Origin of the sequence: Streptomyces sp. NPDC087844, from assembly GCF_044742785.1 — a bacterium.
Lineage (GTDB): Bacteria > Actinomycetota > Actinomycetes > Streptomycetales > Streptomycetaceae > Streptomyces.
Genome location: NZ_JBIUVD010000022.1, coordinates 1 through 20,365, shown reverse-complemented (window position 1 = coordinate 20,365; position 20,365 = coordinate 1). Strand labels below are relative to the sequence as shown.

Here is a 20,365-nt window from a genome sequence, read left to right as displayed (position 1 = left end):
GCGTGGGCGCGGACTGTGGATTACCGTTCGCGTGCGAAACGTGGCGCGAATTGATCGGCCGGGCAGCCGGCTTCTGCCGCCCGTGATCAACGTTGCCGAGACCTGGCACGACGGAACGACGGCCATCTGTTCGTCGTCAAGGCAGTCGCGGGTTCACGCGTCGTCATCGCCGATCCATGCCACTGTGTGCCTCATGGCAGACGAGTCGGACGAACTCGACGAAAGCCCGGGCGACCCCCACGTGAGCTCGCCCGGAGAGGCGGCAGCCGCCCGGGAGCGTGCCTTCTGGGAGACCCGTCGCCGGTACCACGAGCTGGATGACGACGAGGCCGGACGTCGCGAGAAGCGCCGCCTCAGCAAGGCGTCCCGCCGTATGAACCTGGAGGTGCGCATGCACCGCTACGCCCGGAGCCACGACGAGGGTCCGGGCGTGGTCGACCTGCGGCTCCCGCCGCTCCCGGACTACGAGCCCTTCCCGGACGGGGACGAGCCGGACGGGGACGAGCCGGCCGGGCCCGGCCGGTGAACAGCTGTGGGGCGGTGTCACCTTCGTTGAAGTTGAAGGTGACACCGCCCCACAGTCGCTGCACGGCCCTACTTCGCCGGGTTCACCGGCTTGCGCACCGAGAGATGCAGCTCACGCAGCCGCGTCTCGTCCAGCTCGGTCGGCGCGCCCATCATCAGGTCCTGCGCGTTGCCGTTCAGCGGGAACGCGATGGTCTCCCGGATGTTCGGCTCGTCGGCGAGGAGCATGACGATGCGGTCGACGCCGGGGGCGATACCGCCGTGCGGAGGGGCGCCGAAGCGGAACGCGCGCAGCATGCCCGCGAACTGCTCCTCGACGGTGTCCCGGTCGTAGCCCGCGATCTCGAAGGCCTTGAGCATGATCTCCGGCTCGTGGTTCCGGATGGCGCCGGAGGACAGCTCGACACCGTTGCAGACGATGTCGTACTGCCAGCCCAGGATGTCCAGCGGGTCCTGGGTCTCCAGGGCCTCCAGACCGCCCTGCGGCATCGAGAACGGGTTGTGCGAGAAGTCGATCTTCCCGCTCTCCTCGTCCTTCTCGTACATCGGGAAGTCGACGATCCAGCAGAAGCGGAAGACGCCCTCTTCGAAGTGCCCGGCGCGCTTGGCGGTCTCGACGCGTACCGCGCCCATGATCTTGGAGACCTCGTCGAACTCGCCCGCGCCGAAGAACACCGCGTGGCCGGCCGCGAGCGACAGGCGCTTCGTCAGCTCGGCGACGTTCTCCTCGGTCAGGAACTTGGCGATCGGGCCCGTCAGCGAGCCGTCCTCGGCCACCCGCACCCAGGCGAGGCCCTTCGCGCCCTGCGAGACCGCGTAGTCACCGAGCTGGTCGAAGAACTTGCGGGACTGCGCGGCCACGTCAGGCACCGGCAGGGCCCGTACGTGCTTGCCCGCGAAGGCCTTGAACTCGGAGCCCTCGAAGATGTCGGTGATGTCGACGAGCTCCAGCTGGGCCCGCAGGTCCGGCTTGTCGGAGCCGTACTTCAGCATCGACTCGCGGAACGGGATCCGCGGGAAGGGGGAGGTGACGTTCCGGCCGTTGCCGAACTCCTCGAACAGCTCGGTCATGAGCTTCTCGATCGGCTGGAAGACGTCCTCCTGCTCGACGAAGGACATCTCCACGTCGAGCTGGTAGAACTCGCCCGGCGAGCGGTCGGCGCGCGCGTCCTCGTCACGGAAGCAGGGCGCGATCTGGAAGTACCGGTCGAAGCCCGAGATCATCAGCAGCTGCTTGAACTGCTGCGGGGCCTGCGGCAGGGCGTAGAAGCGGCCCGGGTTGAGGCGGGAGGGGACTACGAAGTCGCGCGCGCCCTCGGGGGAGGTGGCGCTGAGGATCGGGGTCGCCATCTCGTTGAAGCCCAGCGTGGTCATCTTGTGCCGGATGGCGGAGATGACCGACGTGCGCAGCAGGATGTTGCGGTGCATGCGCTCACGGCGCAGGTCGAGGAAGCGGTACTCCAGGCGCCGCTCCTCGTTCACCCCGTCCTCGGTGTTGATCGTGAAGGGCAGCGGGGCGGCGGCGCCGAGCAGCTCGACCTCGCTCACCTCGACCTCGATCTCACCGGTCGGCAGCTCCGCGTTCACGTTCTCCGCGCCGCGGGAGACGACCTTGCCGTCGACCCGGACGGTGGACTCCTTGGAGACCTTGTCGAGGGCCTCGTACGCGGGGGTGCCGGGGCGGGCGACGAGCTGCGTGATGCCGTAGTGGTCCCGCAGATCGATGAAGAGGATGCCACCCAGGTCTCGCCGATTGTGCAGCCAGCCGCTCAGCCGGACGTCGCTGCCGACGTCAGAGGCGCGGAGCTCGCCGCAGGTGTGGGACCTGTACCGATGCATCGTCGTTCATCCAGTCTTAGCGGTCGGGGACATGTTTCACGTGAAACACGTGCAAGCGTACCGGCCGCCCCGTGATCGCCGTCCGCAATAGTTGGCGGGGCCGCGGTGGCACCCTTCGTTCCCCTGTTCATACAGTGGGTCAATGCGCACAGGTGATCCCCTTCCGTCCGTGGGGGATGTCCTCGTCACCCTCGCCACCGGCCTGTGGAGGTGGGACGACGCCGCCGGGAAGGTCACCCTCGATGCCGAGGCCTCCCGGCTTCTCGGCCTGCTCTCGCAGCCGACCGTGCTGACAGAGGCAGGCGTACGGGCCCGTTTCCACCCCGTCGACTGGAACGAGGTCAACGGCGTCGTCCAGCTCGCCGCCGCCGAGGGAACACTCGCCGAGCTGCGGCTGCGGGTCATGGACGACCAGGGCCGCGTGCTCCGTACCGTACGCAGCCGCTCCAAGCCCTCGATCGACCCGAACACCGGGGCGTACCAGCTGATCGGCACCCTCCAGGAGGTCACCGAGCCGTCGCCGGGCGCCGCGGCGCGTACGCCCGTGACCGGTGACTGGCGGCGCTCGCGTGAGGCGTTCCTGCTGGACGCGGGGCGTGCGCTGGCCGAGGCACGGAACACGGAGGAAGTGCTGCGGGTCGCGGCCGGCCTGTCGATGCCCGGGTTCTCACCGGACGGGCTCGCGGTCTTCGGCGCGGAGGCCGACCGGCTCACCGTCATCGGCCACTTCGGGCAGCAGCCGGGTGACGAGGAGCCGTTCTCGCACATGCCGCTGGAGACGGACTACCCGGCCGCGGAGGTCGTCCGCACCGGTCGCGCGGTCTATCTGTCCTCCCCGGACGACTACCGCGGCCGTTATCCGGCCGCCTGGCCGCTCGCCGAGGGCTTCGGCCGGGAGTCCTGGGCGTTTCTGCCGCTCACGGTGGCGGGACGCACGATGGGCGCGTGGATGGCGGCCTTCACGTATCCGGTCACCTTCACGCCCGACGAGCGGTCCGTGCTGACGACGGTGGCGCGGATGCTGGCGCAGGCCCTCTCCCGGGCCGGGGTCGCCGAGTCCGAGCGGGAACTCACCGACGGGCTGCAACGCTCGATGCTGCCCACCCTGGGGCCGAAGATCCCCGGCATGAGCGTCGCCGCCCGGTACGTGCCCACCGGCGGCGGGCTCCAGGTGGGCGGTGACTGGTACGACATGATCCCGCTGCCCGGCGGCACCTCGCGGACCAACCCCGGCGGCGGTCGCTTCGCGCTGGTCATCGGCGACGTCCAGGGCCACGACGTACGCGCGGCGGGGCTGATGGGCCAGCTGCGGATCGCGCTGCGGGCGTACGCCTCGGAGGGACACCGCCCGGACGCGGTCCTCTCCCGCGCCTCACGCTTCCTGTGCGGGATCACCTCCGACGACGAGATCGCGGACCCACGCTTCGCGACCTGCCTGTACGTGGAGGTGGACCCGGAGAGCGGCGTGCTGGAGATAGCCAGGGCCGGGCATCCGGACCCGGCGATACGCATGGCGGACGGGACCGTACTGACCCGGCCCACCGCGGGCGGGCTGCCGCTGGGTATCGACCCGGACGCCGACTATCCGACGACACGGCTCGTGCTGGAGCCCGGCGAGACGATGCTGATCTGCACGGACGGGCTGATCGAGACCGGCGGGCACGACCTGGAGACCGGCTGGCTCAGGATCCGCGAGATCCTGGAGAGCCACGACGGTGACATGGAGGTGCTCGCCGACGCGCTGGTCCGGGCCGTGCACGGGCCCTCCTCGCACCACACGACGGGCCCCCTGGCGGACCGCCGCGAGGACGACATAGCGGTGCTGCTGCTGTGCCGGGCGGGGGAGGAGGGCTGCGATCCCGACGTCTCGGCGACCACGCGGGCCACCGTGCGGCGCACCATGCTGACCGTCGCGCAGGCCGAGCCGCACAAGGTCGCGCTGGCACGGCAGCAACTGCGGGAGTTCCTGCACGACTGGCCCTCCGTCGACCAGGTCGACTCGGCGGTCCTGCTGGTCTCCGAGATGGTCACGAACGTACTCGTCCACACGGACGGGGACGCGCTCCTCGTCGCCGAGATGACGGGCGCGGCGGACGACCGCCGGATACGGATCCAGGTGTCGGACGGCAGCGACGACCTCCCCCACCGGCGCCACCCGGGCGAACTGGCGTCCTCCGGCCGGGGCCTGGTCCTCACCGAGCTGCTCGCCGACGCGTGGGGGGTGGACCCTCGGGGCGAGGGCAAGAGCATCTGGTTCGAGCTGTACGAGGAGGGGGTCGGGGCAGGGGCCGGGGCGGGGTCCGAATGACGAAAAGGGGCCCCGTCCGGTTCGCGAACCGGACGGGGCCCCTTTTCGTCAATCCCGGTGAGTCGTTACCGGTGAGTCGTCCCGGTGAGCTCTAGAGCCCGCCCTCCGACATGCCGTGCACCGCCGGGACCGTGCCCAGGCGGCCCTTCTGGAAGTCCTCGAACGCCTGCTGGAGCTCGTCCTGGGTGTTCATCACGAACGGGCCGTAGTGGGCCATCGGCTCACGGATCGGCCGGCCGCCCAGGATGACGACCTCCAGGTCAGGAGTGTTCGCGTCCTGCTTCTCGTCCGCGCGGACGGTGAGCGAGGAACCCTCTCCGAAGACGGTCGTCTGGCCGGTGTGGACCGGACGGCGCTCCGCTCCGACACTGCCGCGGCCGGCCATCACGTACGCGAGGGCGTTGAAGTCCTCGCGCCACGGGAGGGTCAGTTCGGCGCCGGGCGCCACGGTCGCGTGAACCATGGTGATCGGCGTGTGCGTGATGCCGGGACCCTCGTGGCCGTCCAGTTCACCGGCGATGACCCGCAGGAGCGCGCCGCCGTCGGCCGTGGAGAGGAGCTGGACCGAACCACCGCGGATGTCCTGGTAGCGCGGCGCCATCATCTTGTCCTTGGCCGGCAGGTTCACCCACAGCTGGAGCCCGTGGAAGAGACCGCCCGACACGACGAGCGACTCCGGCGGGGCCTCGATGTGCAGCAGGCCCGAGCCCGCCGTCATCCACTGGGTGTCGCCGTTGGTGATCGTGCCGCCGCCACCGTTGGAGTCCTGGTGGTCGAAGACGCCGTCGATGATGTAGGTCACGGTCTCGAAGCCGCGGTGCGGGTGCCAGGGGGTGCCCTTCGGCTCTCCCGGCGCGTACTCCACCTCACCCATCTGGTCCATCATGATGAACGGGTCGAGATGGCGGTAGTTGATCCCGGCGAACGCGCGTCGGACCGGGAAGCCCTCACCCTCGAAACCGCTGGGCGCGGTGGTCACGGTGAGCACGGGACGGGCGACGGCCTCTGCCGATGCCGCCACACGGGGCAGGGTCAGCGGGTTCTCGACGGTCACTGCAGGCATGTCGGTACCTCCTTGTGCTCGGAGTTTAGTTGAACGTAGAACTTCTTGCCACCCGCAACACGAAACGCCTGGAGGGAATTCCCTCCAGGCGTTTGGGTGCGGGGGCGGGGTGAGGGATCGGGGATCGGGCGGGGTGAGAGGAGTGAGGTCGTCGTGCGGCTGCGGCTGCGGCCGGTCTGTGGCCGGTCTGCGGCTGGTCGCGCAGTTCCCCGCGCCCCCCAAAAGACTGCGCAGTTCCCCGCGCCCCCAAAAGACTGCGCCGTTCCCCGCGCCCCTGAAGGGCGAAAGACTGCGCCGTTCCCCGCGTCCCTGAAGACTGCGGGCTCAGCCGTACATCCGGCGCATCGCGAAGTCCACCATCTGCTCGACCGCCTTCGCGTCGAAGACGATGCGGTGCTCGCCCTCCATGTCGACGACGAAGCCGTAGCCGGTGGGCAGCAGATCGATCACCTCGGCTCCGGTGATCACGAAGTACTTGGACTCCTTGCCGGCGTACCGGCGCAGCTCCTTGAGCGAGGTGAACATCGGGATCACGGGCTGTTGCGTGTTGTGCAGCGCCAGGAAGCCGGGATTGTCGCCGCGCGGGCAGTAGACCTTGGACGTGGCGAAGACCTGCTGAAAGTCCTCGGGGGTCAGCGAGCCCGTCGTGAACGCGCGCACCGCGTCCGCGAGCGAGGGCGGCGACGGCTCGGGGTAGAGCGGCGGCTGCTGGCCGTACCCGCCGGCCCCGCCGACCCCACCGGGCATCTGCTGCTGCGGCGGCGGCTGGGGCTGCGTGTACTGCTGCTGCCCCGGTCCCACGTTCTGGTCGTAGCCGTACATGGGGGCAAGAGTACCGACGGCACGGGGGCCCAAGGTCGCCACTGGCCTATTTCCTCGAACAGGTGGCGGACCCCTCGACTCGCAGCCGAATGTAGACCCTGCTCACACTTGGGCAAACAGGGGTTGCTTCTTATTACCGACGGGTAGCATCATCGTAGCTACTAGTCGGTACGTGAACCAGACGCGCACCAGACCTGCACCAGACCCGCACCACGTAGCCCGAACCAGGTACGAGGAATCACCACCTCCCCGATCCTTTAACGGAGCCGTCGCCATGGGGCACTACAAGTCGAATCTCCGCGACATCGAGTTCAACCTCTTCGAGGTGCTCGGGCGCGACAAGCTGTACGGCACCGGCCCGTTCGCGGAGATGGACACCGAGACCGCCAAGAGCATCCTCGAAGAGCTGACCCGCCTCTCGGAGAACGAGCTGGCGGAGTCCTTCACGGACGCCGACCGCAACCCGCCGGTCTTCGACCCGGAGACCAACACCGCGCCCGTGCCGGCGTCCTTCAAGAAGTCCTACCAGGCCTTCATGGACTCCGAGTACTGGCGGCTCGGCCTGCCCGAGGAGATCGGCGGCACCACCGCGCCCCGCTCCCTGATCTGGGCGTACGCGGAGCTGATCCTCGGCGCGAACCCGGCGGTCTGGATGTACTGCTCGGGCCCCGCGTTCGCGGGCATCCTCTTCGACGAGGGCAACGAGGTCCAGAAGCACATCGCGAAGATCGCCGTGGACAAGCAGTGGGGCTCCACCATGGTGCTCACCGAGCCGGACGCCGGCTCGGACGTCGGCGCCGGCCGCACCAAGGCGGTCCAGCAGGAGGACGGCTCCTGGCACATCGAGGGCGTGAAGCGCTTCATCACGTCCGGTGAGCACGACATGTCGGAGAACATCCTCCACTACGTGCTCGCCCGTCCCGAGGGCGCGGGACCCGGCACCAAGGGCCTGTCCCTCTTCCTCGTACCGAAGTACGAGTTCGACTTCGAGACCGGCGAGCTGGGCGAGCGCAACGGCGTGTACGCGACGAACGTCGAGCACAAGATGGGCCTCAAGGTCTCCAACACCTGCGAGATGACGTTCGGCGACCGCCACCCCGCCAAGGGCTGGCTCGTCGGCGACAAGCACGACGGCATCCGCCAGATGTTCCGCATCATCGAGTTCGCCCGCATGATGGTCGGCACGAAGGCGATCTCCACGCTCTCCACGGGCTACCTGAACGCCCTGGAGTACGCCAAGGAGCGCGTCCAGGGCCCCGACCTCGCGCAGTTCATGGACAAGACCGCGCCCAAGGTCACCATCACGCACCACCCGGACGTACGCCGCTCGCTGATGACGCAGAAGGCGTACGCGGAGGGCATGCGCGCGCTGGTGCTGCACACCGCCGCGATCCAGGACGAGATCCAGGTCAAGGAGGCCGAGGGCGCGGACGCCACCGTCCTGGAGGCCATGAACGACCTGCTGCTGCCGATCGTGAAGGGCTACGGCTCCGAGAAGGGCTACGAGCAGCTCGCCCAGTCGCTGCAGACCTTCGGCGGCTCCGGGTTCCTCCAGGAGTACCCGGTCGAGCAGTACATCCGCGACGCGAAGATCGACACGCTCTACGAGGGCACGACCGCGATCCAGGGACAGGACTTCTTCTTCCGGAAGATCGTCCGCAACCAGGGCGCGGCGCTGAACTCGCTCGCCGAGGACATCAAGAAGTTCCTGGCGCTCGGCACGGGCGGCGAGGAGCTGTCCGGCGCCCGTGAGCACCTCGCCAAGGCGGCCGTCGAGCTGGAGGCCATCGTGGGCCTGATGCTCACCGACCTCGCGGCGACCGAGCAGGACGTCAAGAACATCTACAAGGTCGGGCTGAACACCACCCGCCTGCTGATGGCCTCCGGTGACGTCGTCGTCGGCTACCTGCTCCTGAAGGGCGCGGCCGTGGCCGCCGAGAAGCTGGAGACGGCCTCGGCGAAGGACCGTGCGTTCTACACCGGCAAGATCGCGGCGGCCAGGTTCTTCGCCGCGAACGTCCTGCCGGGCGTCACCGGCGCGCGCAAGCTCGCCGAGGCGGTCGAGCTGGACCTGATGGAGCTGGACGAGACGGCGTTCTGACCTGACCGGAGCCCACCTCTGGGGGCTGCCGCCCCCGGGCCCCCGCATCCCGCTGAACGCGCTCGTCCTCAAACGCCGGACGGGCTGAAGAAGAGCTGAAGAAGAAAGGCGGGGCGCAGCCCCCGCCTTTCTCCAGGGGCGCGGGGAACTGCGCGGCCGGCCACACGCGACCCGCACCCGAGAGCGCAGCCCACCGGGCAGGGGCGCAGCCCCGCCCTCCAGGGGCGCGGGGAACTGCGCGGCCGCCCCCCACCGGCCCGCACCGGCCCCCACCGGCCCCCACCGGCCAACGCTCCCCCTTCCTCGGCGGAGCCGTCTGTACATACCCCTCACCAGGGCCCGTTCCCTTCCCCGGGAGCGGGCCCTCGTACGTCGTTAAGGTGAACCCATGCGCACACCCCCACGCTTCGACCGCGGCCACACCGACGACCTCATGTCCTTCCTGGCGGCGAGCCCGTCCCCGTACCACGCGGTGGCGAACGCCGCCGAGCGGCTGGAGAAGGCCGGCTTCCGCCAGGTCGCGGAGACCGACGCGTGGGACGGGACCACGGGCGGCAAGTACGTGCTGCGCGGCGGCGCGATCGTGGCCTGGTACGTGCCGGAGGGCGCCGAGCCGCACACCCCCTACCGCATCGTCGGAGCGCACACCGACTCCCCCAACCTGCGGGTGAAGCCGCGCCCCGACAACGGCGGCCACGGCTGGAGACAGGTCGCGGTCGAGGTCTACGGCGGTCCGCTGCTCAACTCCTGGCTCGACCGCGACCTCGGGCTGGCCGGACGGCTGTCGCTGCGGGACGGTACGACCCGGCTCGTGAACATCGACCGCGCGCTGCTGCGGGTGCCGCAGCTCGCCATCCACCTGGACCGTTCCGTCAGCGCCGAGGGCCTCAAGCTCGACAAGCAGCGGCATCTGCAGCCCGTCTGGGGCCTCGGCGACGACGTGCACGACGGCGATCTGATCCGCTTCCTGGAGCAGGAGGCCGGAATCCCCGAGGGCGAGACCATCGGCTGGGACCTGATGGTCCACTCGATCGAACCGCCCGCCTACCTGGGCCGTGACAGGGACCTCGTCGCGGGCCCGCGCATGGACAACCTGCTGTCCGTGCACGCCGGTACGGCGGCGCTGTCGGCCGTGGCCACCTCCGAGGAGGCGCTGCCGTACATCCCGGTCCTCGCGGCGTTCGACCACGAGGAGAACGGCTCCCAGTCCGACACGGGAGCGGACGGCCCGCTGCTCGGCAGCGTCCTGGAGCGTTCGGTCTTCGCGCGCGGAGGATCGTACGAGGACCGGGCGCGCGCCTTCGCGGGCACCGTCTGTCTCTCCTCCGACACAGGTCACGCCGTGCACCCGAACTACGCGGAGCGGCACGACCCGACGCACCACCCGCGCGCGGGCAAGGGCCCGATCCTCAAGGTGAACGTCAACAACCGCTACGCCACGGACGGTTCGGGCCGTGCGGTCTTCGCCATGGCCTGCGACAAGGCCGGCGTGCCCTTCCAGACCTTCGTCTCCAACAACTCCATGCCCTGCGGCACGACCATCGGGCCCATCACCGCGGCCCGCCACGGCATCAAGACGGTCGACATCGGCGTGGCCATCCTGTCGATGCACAGCGCCCGCGAACTGTGCGGCGCGGACGACCCGTTCCTGCTGGCGAACGCGCTGGTGGCGTTCCTGGAGGGCTAGTTGGGCCCACCGCTTCCCGAAGTACCGTCCACTCCGTACGGAGGGACCGAGTCCGCTGCTGCATGGAGATGCCGGGCCCGGGTACTCGAACCCGGACCCGGGAACCGTACGGTCTCCGGGCCCGGCACGAGACCGTGCGCAACAGGAGGCGACATCCATGGGCCTGGGCGGATGCATCATTCTGATCGCCGCAGGAGCGATTCTCACGTTCGCGACCGACTGGGACATGCAGGGGGTCAACCTCGACCTGGTCGGCGTCATCTTCATGATCGTCGGCCTGATCGGCGTGGCGACCTTCAGCAGCATCGCCAAGCGTCGGCGAGCCGTCATAGCGCCGCCGACCACCACGGTGATCGACGACCAGCACCACCGCAACACCACCGGCTACAGCGACGGTTACGGCGGCTGACCGGCGTAGGCGTCACCTGACACGCCTCACCTGATACACGTACCAGGGTGTGGCGACTTCGCGTCGACCGAGGTGACTTCAGGTCGCCAGATGTCCCACGAAGATCCCCACAAGAACCCGGTCGTCGTACGCGGCGATCGGGAGGGAGAAGTGCACCCGGTCGCGGTCCCACAAGCGCTTGCCGTGCCAGTCGCAGCGGTAGGTGGCGCCCTCATGGTCGACGTTGCGCTGTTCCCACGCCTTCGCGTTCTTCTTCGTGTTCGCGCTCTCGGGTGAGATGTCCAGACCCAGCGCGTCGAATCTGCGCATGACCTGGCTCAGGTCGCCGCCACAGTCGACCAGTGTCCCGGTGAAGTGGTCGTTGAGCGCGCCGAGCAGCTTCACCAGCCAGGGCAGAACTTCGGTGTAGGTACCTTTGAAGTGATGCAGGCGCAGGGAGTCGGCGAAGAGCAGTTGGGGAAACGCGTCCACCATGAAGGTGAAGAAGTGCTCGGCCCCGACGGGTTCGTCGGTGAGCAGGCCTCGCCAGAAGCCCGGTGCGTCCTTCGGCGACCGCAGCACGTGCGCCTTCACCTCGTCGTGGCCCGCCTCCGTCGTCCGCGTGACGGTGACCCATCCGGACGGCCAGTCGGGTTCCTTGGCATACGGTGCGAGGAGGCAGGACATGGCTCGGCCTTCCGCCGCTCTGGCCAGGGCATGTGCCGTGCCCCAGGACGGCTCGCGCCAAGGGCCGTCGCCGACACGGACCGGCTGGGGGAGATCCGCCTCGCCGGGTTCCACGCGCTTGCACTTGCCCAGCAGCTTCAGCAGACGAACCCGCTCGTCACGGGGCAGTACGCCGTCCGGTGAGTAGAGCGCGTCCTGCAGCGCGATCGACGGGCGGCATTCGGTGTCGTACGCGGGATCCATGAACGCGGCCCTGCGGCCGTCGGCCAGTGGCTCCAACAACTCGGCGAGTGCGTCGAGGGCATCGATCAGACCGGAGTCCGTCAGCTCCCGCCAGTCGAAGCACTCCTCGCCGACGACCACGCGGTAGTCGGCATCGGCATCGGTCACCGGGGCGGCACCCGAGACGTTCCGTCCGTCGTCACCTGCCACGTCGAGCACGGGCGAGCCTCCCGAGGTCGGTCTCGATCTGGTCGAAGAAGCCGCTGGGCCAGTGGCTGAGTTCACCCTTGTCGTTGATGTCGATGGGCAGGGTCCGATCGTGGTCGAAGTAGTGCGTCACCATGTCCTCCGCCGGGAGGGAGCGGTCCTGCGCCACGGCGAGCCGGGCCCCGTTCAGGACGTGGTCGCTGTGCGTCTCCACCACGACCTGCACCCCGCTGCCCGCCACCCGCGCGAGGAACCGGCCCAGCCGCGACTGTCCCGTGGGGTGCAGATGTGCCTCCGGGTTCTCCACGATCAACAGGTCACCCGGCTCGGTGAGGAGGCCGGCGACGATGACGGGGAGGGCGTACGAGACGCCGAAACCGGTGTTGGCCGGGCGGATCTCCTCGCCGATGAGGCCCGGCTCGCCGAAGCGGATCGTCCCGGCCATGATGCCCACGGCAACCCGGGCGGTGATCCGCAGCGGCCGGATGATCTCCGATGCCCATGCCTCGGCCTGGACCCTCAACTGCGAACCGGCGGCCTTCGGATGGCGCAGCGAGCCCCGGACCTCCTCACGGGTACTGACCACGCGCGACTCGCGCAGCGCCAGCACCTGTGCCGTGAACTCGCCCCGCACCCCCACCCCGATCCGGTCCGGCTCCTCGGCGGACACCGCCAGCGTGTCGCGTGGGCCGAGACGCTCGGCGCACAGATAAGTGAAAGCGGGATCCACGACACGTGGTCCGATGCCGGGCACGAGCGCCACCGGCAGCCGCCGTACGTCGAGGTGCAGCGCCTGCTCGGCGTCGGGCAGACCGAAGACGTACACCCATGACTCACCGTCCGGGCCGCCCAGCCGTACGGTGATCTCCCGCGCGTCGGACGTCCAGTTCAGCACGTCCCGTGCCTCGCCGAGGGCCAGCCCGAGCGGACCGTTCAGCCGGACCGTGCCTCCACCCGACGCGCCGCTCGCCATGCCTGCCGTACCCGCCAGCCTCGCCAGGAGCAGGGACTGGATCACGGTGCTCTTGCCGCCGCCGTTGACTCCGGTCAGGACGGTCAGCGGGCGCAGGCCGAACGACTGGGCCTCGAACCGCTTGAAGCCCCGGATCTCCAGGGAAGTGATCACCGGCCGGCTCCGGCATCCGCCACGGCGGCCTTGAACCGGTAGTCCACACGGTGACGGTCGGCGGTGGAGGAGGTGATGGCGTTGAGGTAGGTGACGTCGGCGGTCATCCGCTCGCGGGCGGCCTGCACGATCGCCGTGCGTCGCGTGCGCAGATTCGCGGTCGTGAGGTCGGGGTCGGCCAGGGCCATGGACCAGGTCTCGAACAGGGCGCGGTTGATCGGGCGACGGTAGTCGTCCCCCTGCGGCCACTTGCGGAAGGCGTGCTCGCCGAAGACCAGGTACGCGTGGCCCATCGCCCTTTCGAAGGCGGCCTCCAGCTCCGCCACCCGCTCGTCCGGCACCTGCTTCGCCGAGTCGAGCATCTCGGTGGTGTCCATGAGGAACTGCTCCATGACCGGCCGTTCGTGGTACGCCGCCACGCCCTTCAGCCAGAACGCGGCGAACCGCAGCGCCATCTCCCGGTCGTTCATTCGGATGTGGTTGGTCAGACGGCCGCCGGTGGCCTTGGCGAAGGCGTCCGTGTGGGTCATCCGGTGCAGGATGTCCCGGCTGCGCGGACTGCTCATGCAGTGCCGGATCTCCTGCGCGTTGAGCGGAGTTCCGCCCGTGTTGATCCGCTTGAAGATCTCGTACGTGACGCCGCGCGGTGTCGTCGGGTCGATCACGTTGACGATCAGCTGAGTGTTGTTGATGCGCCGCTGGAACGGTACGGGGAGATCGCTGAAGCGCAGGCCCTTGAGGTCGTCCAGGTGTTCCAGCTTGCCGAGGGCGAAGCCTGTCTCCCCTCCCCGGACGAAGGAGTGCAGCGTGGACAGCCGCTGGAGGCCGTCGACGACCCTGAACGACCCGTCCGCGTCCTCCGCGAAGTAGAAGGCGGGCAGCGGGATCTGCAGCAGCAGGGATTCGACGAGCAGGGACTTCTGGTCGACCCGCCACACCTGCAACCGCTGGAAGTCCGGGGCAAGTTCGATGGAGCCCTCGTCGATCTGGTCGAGGATGTTACGCAGCGAGAACTGGCTCGTGTTCACCCTGATCTGGTCCGGGTTCCATGGCCGCCGGATATGGGTGGTGTCCTCGCCGGCATCCTCCACTTCGATGTCCGTGGCGCGTCCGTCGAACACGTCCTCCACCACGTCCGGGGGCGTCTGAGCACCTTCGATTGCCATGCGGGTCATCCTAGGGGCGGGCGGTGTGGTGGTTTGCGGCGTTGTGCCGATCTCCTCCGCCCGGTGCCGGACCGGTACTTCTTCGTCGCCCCGCCGCTCCGACCGACGGCCATCGAGCGGGCGACACCCAGCAGCACGGCCGCCGATTCCAACTCCCGCTCCCGCTGCTGCCACTGCTGCTGCCGCCCGGTCATGGTGCCACCGGACGCGGTACGGGTAGGTCGAACCAGACCGCCTTGCCCTCCGGGTGGGTCTGCCCGCCGTACGGGATGTCCGGACCGTGGCCCCAGCGGCCCGCCGTGAGGCTGTCCACCAGGTACAGGCCCCGGCCGCCGCCACGCTCCCACGTCTCGGTCGACAGTTCCCTTATCACCGGCGGGTTCTCGTCCCCGTCGTACACCACCACCCGCAGCCGCCCCTCCTCCACCGCCAGCCACAGCACGGTGCCGTCGCCTTTGGCGTGTACGCAGGCGTTGGTGACGAGCTCAGAGGTACAGAGGATCGCGTCGTCCACGAGGGCGCGGTCCAGTTCCAGGGTGTGCAGGACGGTGGCGACGAACTCGCGGGCGATGTGGGGGGAGGTGTCGCGAGGTGGGCAGATGAGGGTGTACGAGGGCATGGGGCATCGACTCCGGTGAGGTGAGGGGGGTTTGCGTCGGCCCGGCCACGCTGCTGTCCGGCGCCCCGGCGTCGACGGTCGGGGTGGCGCTTCCAACGGGGGGCGGGCGTGCGGGGGTTGCGGATGGGTGACCACATGGGCACTCTCCGTGAGTACGATGATGACGGTAGCGGTGATAATTACACCCACGCAACCTCGTCAGACGAACTGCACTCTCACGTGATAGGGAAGACGCCATGCCACCGAGGATCACCCCCACCGCGCGGCAGCTGCGCATCGGCGCTGAGCTGCGCAGATTGCGCGAGGCCGCAGGTGTGGTGTCCCGCGACGCGGCCGGGTTCCTCGGCACGAGCCAGGCGCAGATCAGCAACATCGAGGCCGGGAAGAACGGCATCAGCGAAGCGCGGCTGCGCAGACTCGCTCACATCTACGCCTGTGACGATGCCCAACTCGTCGACGCGCTGGCGGAGATGGCGAACACTCAGGGACAGGGCTGGTGGGAGGAGTACCGCGGCGTTCTGCCTCCTGCGGCCCTCGACCTTGCCGAGCTGGAACATCATGCGTCGTACGTGCGCACGTTCCAGGTTGTGCACATTCCCGGCGTCCTGCAGACCGAGGAACACGTGCGCGCGGCTTCGATCTTCGTGGAACCCGATCTTCCAGAGGTTGATCGAGAAGCACGCGTCACGTTCCGGATGCGGCGCCAGCAGGTGCTCGACACCGGAACGCCATATGACGTGATCATCCACGAGGCGGCGCTACGTATGCTTGTCGGTGGTGGAAATGTCGCCCGAACTCAGCTTGAGCACATCCTCCAGGTGGCCGAGAAAGGCAGCCTCTCGGTCCGCGTCATTCCCTTCACCGTCGACGGTTTCGCAGGCGCGGGGCATGCCATGCAGTACATCGGCGGATCCGTCCCTCAACTGGACACCGTGCAACTCGACTCCGCCCACGGAGCCGTTTTCATAGACGCCCCCGCCCAACTGCACCGCTACCGAGCCCGCTGGGAACGCGTTGACAGTGCCGCCGCCGCACAGGACGCTTCCCTCGACCTCATCCGCCGTATCACCCAGGACCTCTGAAAGGGCCCCTATGTCTCCCGATGTCCACTGGCAGAAGTCGTCGTTCTCCGGAGGCGGGGGCGATGAGGACTGCCTGGAGATAGCAGCCACCCCCACCACCCTCCACCTCCGCGAGAGCGACACCCCGACCACCACACTCTCGCCCACCCCCACCGCCCTGAACGCCCTGCTCACAGCAGTGAAACGGCGGTGACGGCTCAGCGCAACGCATGCCCCGTCGTCGCGTCCACGTGGTCCGGTACCTCGTCGTGGCGGTCGCCGACCGTGGAGGTGCCGGTCGGTTCGAGGACGAGGATCTCGGTGGGTACAGGGGCGTACGGCTTGTGCTCGGTGCCGCGCGGGACCGTGAAGACGCTGCCTTTGGGCAGGACGACCGTGCGTTCGCCGGCCGTCTCGCGCAGCGCGATGTGCAGTTCGCCGTTCAGGACCAGGAAGAACTCGTCGGTGTCGTCGTGAACGTGCCAGAGGTGTTCGCCCTCGACCTTGGCCACGCGGACGTCGTAGTCGTTGACCGACGTGACGATACGAGGGCTCCACAGGTCGCTGAAGGAGCCGAGGGCCGCGGAGAGCGCGATGGGTTCATTGGTGACGGAGTGGTTGACCATGGACTCATCGTGGGCGTGACGGGCCCCGCACACGAGTGCTAGAAATCGCACATGCCGCATGGATCCTCGCAGCACATGCATGAAGCCCCGGGCCCCGTCCCTGACCCCAACCTAGACCCCAGCTCTCACCCCCGCCCCGGCTTCGAACCGCACCGCGTCGCCGTGATCGTGGACGAAGGCACGAACCCCTTCGAGGTGGGGGTCGCGACCGAGCTGTTCGGGCTGCCCCGCCCCGAACTCGGCCCCCAGGTCCCCTTGTACGAGCTGACGCTGTGCACGCCCACTCCCGAGGTCCGGATGAACCACGGCTTCTTCACGCTGAGCGGAGTGTCCGGGCTCGACGCCGTGAACAGCGCGGACACCCTCGTCGTCCCCGGCCGCCCCGACAACGTCGTGCCACGCGGGGAAGCCGTCCTCGACGCCGTCCGGCGCGCCCATGCGCGGGGCGCCCGCATCGTGAGCCTGTGCACAGGAAGTTTCGCGCTCGCCGAGGCCGGAATCCTGGACGGGCGCCGGGCCACCACGCACTGGCAGTGGGCCGACCTCTTCCGTGAGCTGCACCCGAAGGTTCTCCTGGAGCCGGACGTCCTGTTCGTGGACGAGGGGGACGTACTGACCGCGGCGGGCAGCGCGGCAGCCCTCGATCTGGGCCTCTACATCATCCGGCGCGACCACGGCGCCGAGATCGCGAACGCCGTGTCCCGGCGGCTCCTCTTCGCCGCCCATCGCGACGGCGGACAGCGGCAGTTCGTCGAACGTCCCGTGCCCGACGTACCGGACGAGTCACTGGCGCCGCTGCTCACCTGGGCCGGGGAGCGGATCGGCGAGCCCCTCACGGTCACGGACCTCGCGACGCACGCGGCGGTCAGCCCGGCCACGCTGCACCGCCGTTTCCGGGCCCAGCTCGGTACGACCCCGCTGGCGTGGCTGACCGGCGAGCGGGTGGCACTGGCCTGCCGGCTCATCGAACGCGGCGAGGAACGGCTCGACATCGTGGCGCGGCGCAGCGGTCTGGGCACCGCCGCCAACCTGCGGACCCGGCTGCGGCGCGAGACGGGACTCAGCCCTACGGCCTACCGGCGGCGTTTCGGACCCTCGACCGGGGAAGCACCAGGAACATGAGATTCCTCGTACGCGACCGGCTCCTGGGTATCGGTGACGACTACTGGATCGAGGACGAGCAGGGCCGCAAGGCCTTCCTCGTTGACGGCAAGGCGATGCGGCTGCGGGACACCTTCGAGCTGAAGGACCGGCAGGGGCGCGTGCTGATCGACATCCACAAGAAGATGCTCGCTCTGCGGGACACGATGGTCGTCGAGCGGGACGGCGAGCCGCTGGCGACCCTCCGGCGCAAACGGCTGTCGCTGCTGCGCAACCACTATCGCGTCACCCTCGCGGACGGCACCGAGCTGGACGTCAGCGGCAAGATCCTGGACCGGGAGTTCGTCGTCGAGTACGACGGCGAACTGCTCGCCCTCATCTCGCGCCGCTGGCTGCGGGTGCGGGAGACGTACGGCGTCGAGGTCGTACGGGAGGACGCGGATCCGGCGCTGCTGATCGCGGTGGCGGTGTGCGTGATCCACTTGGCGGAGCGGGAGAAGGACTCGGACTGACCCCGCTTCCTCCCGTCACTGACTCGGGGGCGCTGCCCCCGAACCCCCGGTCCTCAAACGCCGGACGGGCTGAGAGATGCCGTCTTTCAGCCCGTCCGGCGTTTGAGGACGAGCGCGCAGCGCGATACGGGGGCGAGGGGGCGGAAAACGCCCGCCTCACCGACGCCGCGGCGTCGCAACCCCCAACAACCGATCCTTCAGCGCGGGAAACTGCTCCCGCGTCACACCAACCCGCGCAGGATCGAAGTCCACCACAAGAACCTCCTCCCCGGCCCCCGCCTCAGCGAGAACCTCCCCCCAGGGATCGACCACGATCGAGTAACCCGCCTGCGGAACCCCCGCATGCCCCCCCGCGGTCCCACAAGCAAGCACATACGCCTGGTTCTCGACGGCCCGCGCCCGCGCGAGCAGCGTCCAGTGCGAGCGCCGCCGCTCGGGCCACCCCGCGGAGACGACGAGCGTCTCGGCCCCGGCGTCGACGAGCCCCCGGAAGAGCTCGGGGAAGCGGAGGTCGTAACAGGTCGCCAGCCCGACCGTGGTCTCGGGCAGCCGGACGGTGACCAGCTCGGAGCCGGCGCCCATCAGCACGGCCTCACCCTTGTCGAAGCCGAAGCGGTGGATCTTGCGATACGTGGCGACGAGGTCACCGGAGGGAGAGAAGACAAGAGAGGTGTTGTACAGACCCCCGTCTGCCCCTGCTCCCGCTCCTGCTCCTGCCCCGCCCGTCACCCGTTCGGGAATGGATCCCGCGTGCAGCCACACGCCCGCGTCGCTCGCCGCCTTGGCCATCACTTCACAAGTGGGCCCTTCGATCGGCTCGGCCTCGGCGTCGAAGGACTCGTAGGCGAAGGCTCCGGTCGTCCACAGTTCGGGCAGGATCACCAGGTCGGAACCGGTCTGCTGCCGTACCAGCGAGGCGACTCGCTGCCTGCGGGCGTCGACCGATTCGCCGTCGTCCACGGCGATCTGAAGGAGAGAGGCGCGCACACTACCACCGTCCTGGCATCCGAGCCTTTGATACAGGCCTACGATCGTCACACCAAAGCACTGCCGGGGTGCCTCACAGCAGCGTAACTTAGCGTCCCAAGACACCCGCTGCCTGTGCACTGCCCGCGCCCAACCGCCCGAGGGGTCCCGTTCCGTGAGTCTGCATCCCAGCCTTCAGTCCTACGCCGATGCCTGGACGCACTCCATCGACGCGATATCCGATCTGGTGTCGCCGCTGGTGGAGGGCGAATGGAACCGGCGGACTCCATGCCCGGGCTGGTCGGTGCGCGACATCGTCTCCCATGTGATCGGCCTCGACTGCGAGGCGCTGGGCGATCCCCGGCCGATCCACACGCTCCCCCGCGACCTGTACCACGTGACGAATGAGCACCAGCGGTACATGGAGATGCAGGTCGACGTCCGCCGTCACCACACCGCTCCGGAGATGACCTCCGAGCTGGAGTACACGGTCATCCGCCGCAACCGTCAGCTGCGTAACGAGTCGCGCCGGCCCGACACGCTGGTACGCGGCCCGCTCGGCACCGAGGTCACCCTCGAAGAGTCCATGCGCAACCGGGCGTTCGACCTCTGGGTGCACGAACAGGACCTGCGCACCACCCTCGGCCGGCCGGGCAACCTCGACTCCCCGGGTGCGTACATCGCCCGCGACGTACTGCTCAGCAGGCTCCCCAAGGTCGTCGCCAAGGACGCGGGCGCACCGGCCAACTCGGCGGTCGTCTTCGACGTCCACGGGCCCGTGGAGTTCCTGCGCACGGTCCGCGTCGACGCCGATGGCGTCGGTTCGATAGACGGCGCCCCCTCCCTCGGCCCGGCCGCCACCCTCGCCCTCGACTGGGAGACGTACTTCCGCCTGGCCTGCGGCCGGGTGACCCCGGAGGCGGTCGCGGACCGCCTGAAGACAGAGGGCGACCCGGAACTGACAGCGGCGATCCTCCACCACTTCACGGTCACGCCGTAGTACCGCCTCTGTTCTTCTTTTTCAGCCCGTCCGCAACATCTCAGCCCGTCCGGCGCTTGAGGACCGGGGGTTCGGGGGCAGCGCCCCCGAGTACGTGACGATGGGGGAGGGTAGGGGCGGCGGGGGCGAAACCCACTCCCGCCCCCCCCCCCCCCCCCCCCCACCCCCGCCCCCCCCCCCCCCCCCCCCCCCGGGCGCCCCCCCCCCCCCCCCCCCCCCCCCCCCCCCCCCGCCCCCCCCCCCCCACCCCCCCCCCCCCCCCCCCCCCCCTCCCCCCCCCCCCGGGCCGGTGACCAGCGAGTGGGGCGGAAAGCGGGCGCGAATGGGCCACCCGAAGCC

20 protein-coding genes are annotated in these 20,365 nt (G+C 69.3%); 10 read left to right on the top strand and 10 right to left on the bottom strand.

The features are described from left to right. The first annotated feature begins 193 nt into the window (after window positions 1-193). On the top strand, window positions 194-526 hold the full coding sequence (locus ACIOKD_RS32835; RefSeq protein WP_402091292.1) for a hypothetical protein: 333 nt from the start codon (window positions 194-196) through the stop codon (window positions 524-526). Between the two features lie 68 nt (window positions 527-594). On the opposite strand, the gene aspS is transcribed toward ACIOKD_RS32835, so the two are convergent. After that, on the bottom strand, window positions 595-2,364 hold the full coding sequence (gene aspS / locus ACIOKD_RS32830) for an aspartate--tRNA ligase (RefSeq protein WP_402091290.1): 1,770 nt from the start codon (window positions 2,362-2,364) through the stop codon (window positions 595-597). 142 nt (window positions 2,365-2,506) lie between these two features. Here aspS and ACIOKD_RS32825 point away from each other — a divergent pair, with 142 nt between their 5' ends. Continuing rightward, window positions 2,507-4,672 carry a SpoIIE family protein phosphatase gene (locus ACIOKD_RS32825; protein ID WP_402091287.1) on the top strand — a complete coding sequence of 722 codons (2,166 nt, stop codon included), beginning with the start codon at window positions 2,507-2,509 and terminating at the stop codon, window positions 4,670-4,672. A 91-nt stretch (window positions 4,673-4,763) separates the two neighbouring features. Here ACIOKD_RS32825 and ACIOKD_RS32820 read toward each other — a convergent pair whose 3' ends face one another. Continuing rightward, on the bottom strand, window positions 4,764-5,735 hold the full coding sequence (locus tag ACIOKD_RS32820; protein ID WP_402091285.1) for a pirin family protein: 972 nt from the start codon (window positions 5,733-5,735) through the stop codon (window positions 4,764-4,766). 324 nt (window positions 5,736-6,059) lie between these two features. Next, window positions 6,060-6,557 (bottom strand): SseB family protein, encoded by a 498-nt coding sequence (locus ACIOKD_RS32815; RefSeq protein WP_402091282.1) that lies wholly within the window; start codon window positions 6,555-6,557, stop codon window positions 6,060-6,062. Window positions 6,558-6,831: 274 nt separating this feature from the next. Between ACIOKD_RS32815 and ACIOKD_RS32810 the strand changes: the two genes are divergently transcribed. The 3 genes from ACIOKD_RS32810 (at window position 6,832) to ACIOKD_RS32800 (ending at window position 10,754) form a co-directional block, all read left to right on the top strand. Then, window positions 6,832-8,658 (top strand): acyl-CoA dehydrogenase, encoded by a 1,827-nt coding sequence (locus ACIOKD_RS32810; protein ID WP_402091279.1) that lies wholly within the window; start codon window positions 6,832-6,834, stop codon window positions 8,656-8,658. A gap of 388 nt (window positions 8,659-9,046) precedes the next feature. Beyond that, window positions 9,047-10,345 (top strand): M18 family aminopeptidase, encoded by a 1,299-nt coding sequence (locus ACIOKD_RS32805; RefSeq protein WP_402091277.1) that lies wholly within the window; start codon window positions 9,047-9,049, stop codon window positions 10,343-10,345. Between the two features lie 157 nt (window positions 10,346-10,502). Then, on the top strand, window positions 10,503-10,754 hold the full coding sequence (locus ACIOKD_RS32800; RefSeq protein ID WP_402091275.1) for a DUF6458 family protein: 252 nt from the start codon (window positions 10,503-10,505) through the stop codon (window positions 10,752-10,754). 78 nt (window positions 10,755-10,832) lie between these two features. Here the strand turns inward: ACIOKD_RS32800 and ACIOKD_RS32795 are convergent, their stop codons facing one another. From ACIOKD_RS32795 to ACIOKD_RS32775, 5 genes are read right to left on the bottom strand one after another with little or no spacing between them, the layout of a single operon-like run. Continuing rightward, complete coding sequence (locus tag ACIOKD_RS32795; protein WP_402091273.1) at window positions 10,833-11,861, bottom strand: hypothetical protein; 1,029 nt, start codon at window positions 11,859-11,861, stop codon at window positions 10,833-10,835. Continuing rightward, window positions 11,842-12,975 (bottom strand): DUF3696 domain-containing protein, encoded by a 1,134-nt coding sequence (locus tag ACIOKD_RS32790; protein ID WP_402091270.1) that lies wholly within the window; start codon window positions 12,973-12,975, stop codon window positions 11,842-11,844. Before ACIOKD_RS32790 ends, ACIOKD_RS32795 begins: the two co-directional genes overlap by 20 nt. After that, window positions 12,972-14,141, bottom strand: a complete 1,170-nt coding sequence (locus ACIOKD_RS32785) for a DUF262 domain-containing protein (protein WP_402091268.1) — start codon at window positions 14,139-14,141, stop codon at window positions 12,972-12,974. Before ACIOKD_RS32785 ends, ACIOKD_RS32790 begins: the two co-directional genes overlap by 4 nt. A gap of 5 nt (window positions 14,142-14,146) precedes the next feature. Then, entirely contained in the window at window positions 14,147-14,335 is a 189-nt protein-coding gene (locus tag ACIOKD_RS32780; RefSeq protein WP_402091266.1) for a hypothetical protein, read from the bottom strand. After that, window positions 14,332-14,760 (bottom strand): ATP-binding protein, encoded by a 429-nt coding sequence (locus ACIOKD_RS32775; RefSeq protein WP_402091264.1) that lies wholly within the window; start codon window positions 14,758-14,760, stop codon window positions 14,332-14,334. The genes ACIOKD_RS32780 and ACIOKD_RS32775 overlap by 4 nt, the downstream gene beginning before the upstream one ends. Before the next feature lie 236 nt (window positions 14,761-14,996). Here ACIOKD_RS32775 and ACIOKD_RS32770 point away from each other — a divergent pair, with 236 nt between their 5' ends. Beyond that, a complete protein-coding gene (locus tag ACIOKD_RS32770) occupies window positions 14,997-15,842 on the top strand; it encodes a helix-turn-helix domain-containing protein (protein WP_402091262.1) in 846 nt (281 codons plus the stop codon). A 10-nt stretch (window positions 15,843-15,852) separates the two neighbouring features. Beyond that, complete coding sequence (locus ACIOKD_RS32765; RefSeq protein WP_402091260.1) at window positions 15,853-16,035, top strand: DUF397 domain-containing protein; 183 nt, start codon at window positions 15,853-15,855, stop codon at window positions 16,033-16,035. Between the two features lie 4 nt (window positions 16,036-16,039). Here ACIOKD_RS32765 and ACIOKD_RS32760 read toward each other — a convergent pair whose 3' ends face one another. Then, complete coding sequence (locus ACIOKD_RS32760; protein ID WP_402091258.1) at window positions 16,040-16,447, bottom strand: cupin domain-containing protein; 408 nt, start codon at window positions 16,445-16,447, stop codon at window positions 16,040-16,042. Between the two features lie 162 nt (window positions 16,448-16,609). Between ACIOKD_RS32760 and ACIOKD_RS32755 the strand changes: the two genes are divergently transcribed. Both ACIOKD_RS32755 and ACIOKD_RS32750 read left to right on the top strand, forming a co-directional pair. Next, window positions 16,610-17,569, top strand: a complete 960-nt coding sequence (locus ACIOKD_RS32755) for a GlxA family transcriptional regulator (protein WP_402091256.1) — start codon at window positions 16,610-16,612, stop codon at window positions 17,567-17,569. Continuing rightward, complete coding sequence (locus tag ACIOKD_RS32750; protein ID WP_402091254.1) at window positions 17,566-18,060, top strand: LURP-one-related/scramblase family protein; 495 nt, start codon at window positions 17,566-17,568, stop codon at window positions 18,058-18,060. Before ACIOKD_RS32755 ends, ACIOKD_RS32750 begins: the two co-directional genes overlap by 4 nt. Window positions 18,061-18,216: 156 nt before the next feature. Here ACIOKD_RS32750 and ACIOKD_RS32745 read toward each other — a convergent pair whose 3' ends face one another. Then, window positions 18,217-19,047: a carbon-nitrogen family hydrolase gene (locus ACIOKD_RS32745; RefSeq protein WP_402091251.1), complete on the bottom strand. Its 831-nt coding sequence runs from the start codon at window positions 19,045-19,047 to the stop codon at window positions 18,217-18,219. A gap of 154 nt (window positions 19,048-19,201) precedes the next feature. Here ACIOKD_RS32745 and ACIOKD_RS32740 point away from each other — a divergent pair, with 154 nt between their 5' ends. After that, window positions 19,202-20,026, top strand: a complete 825-nt coding sequence (locus ACIOKD_RS32740; protein WP_402091249.1) for a maleylpyruvate isomerase family mycothiol-dependent enzyme — start codon at window positions 19,202-19,204, stop codon at window positions 20,024-20,026. The last annotated feature ends 339 nt before the right edge of the window (window positions 20,027-20,365 follow it).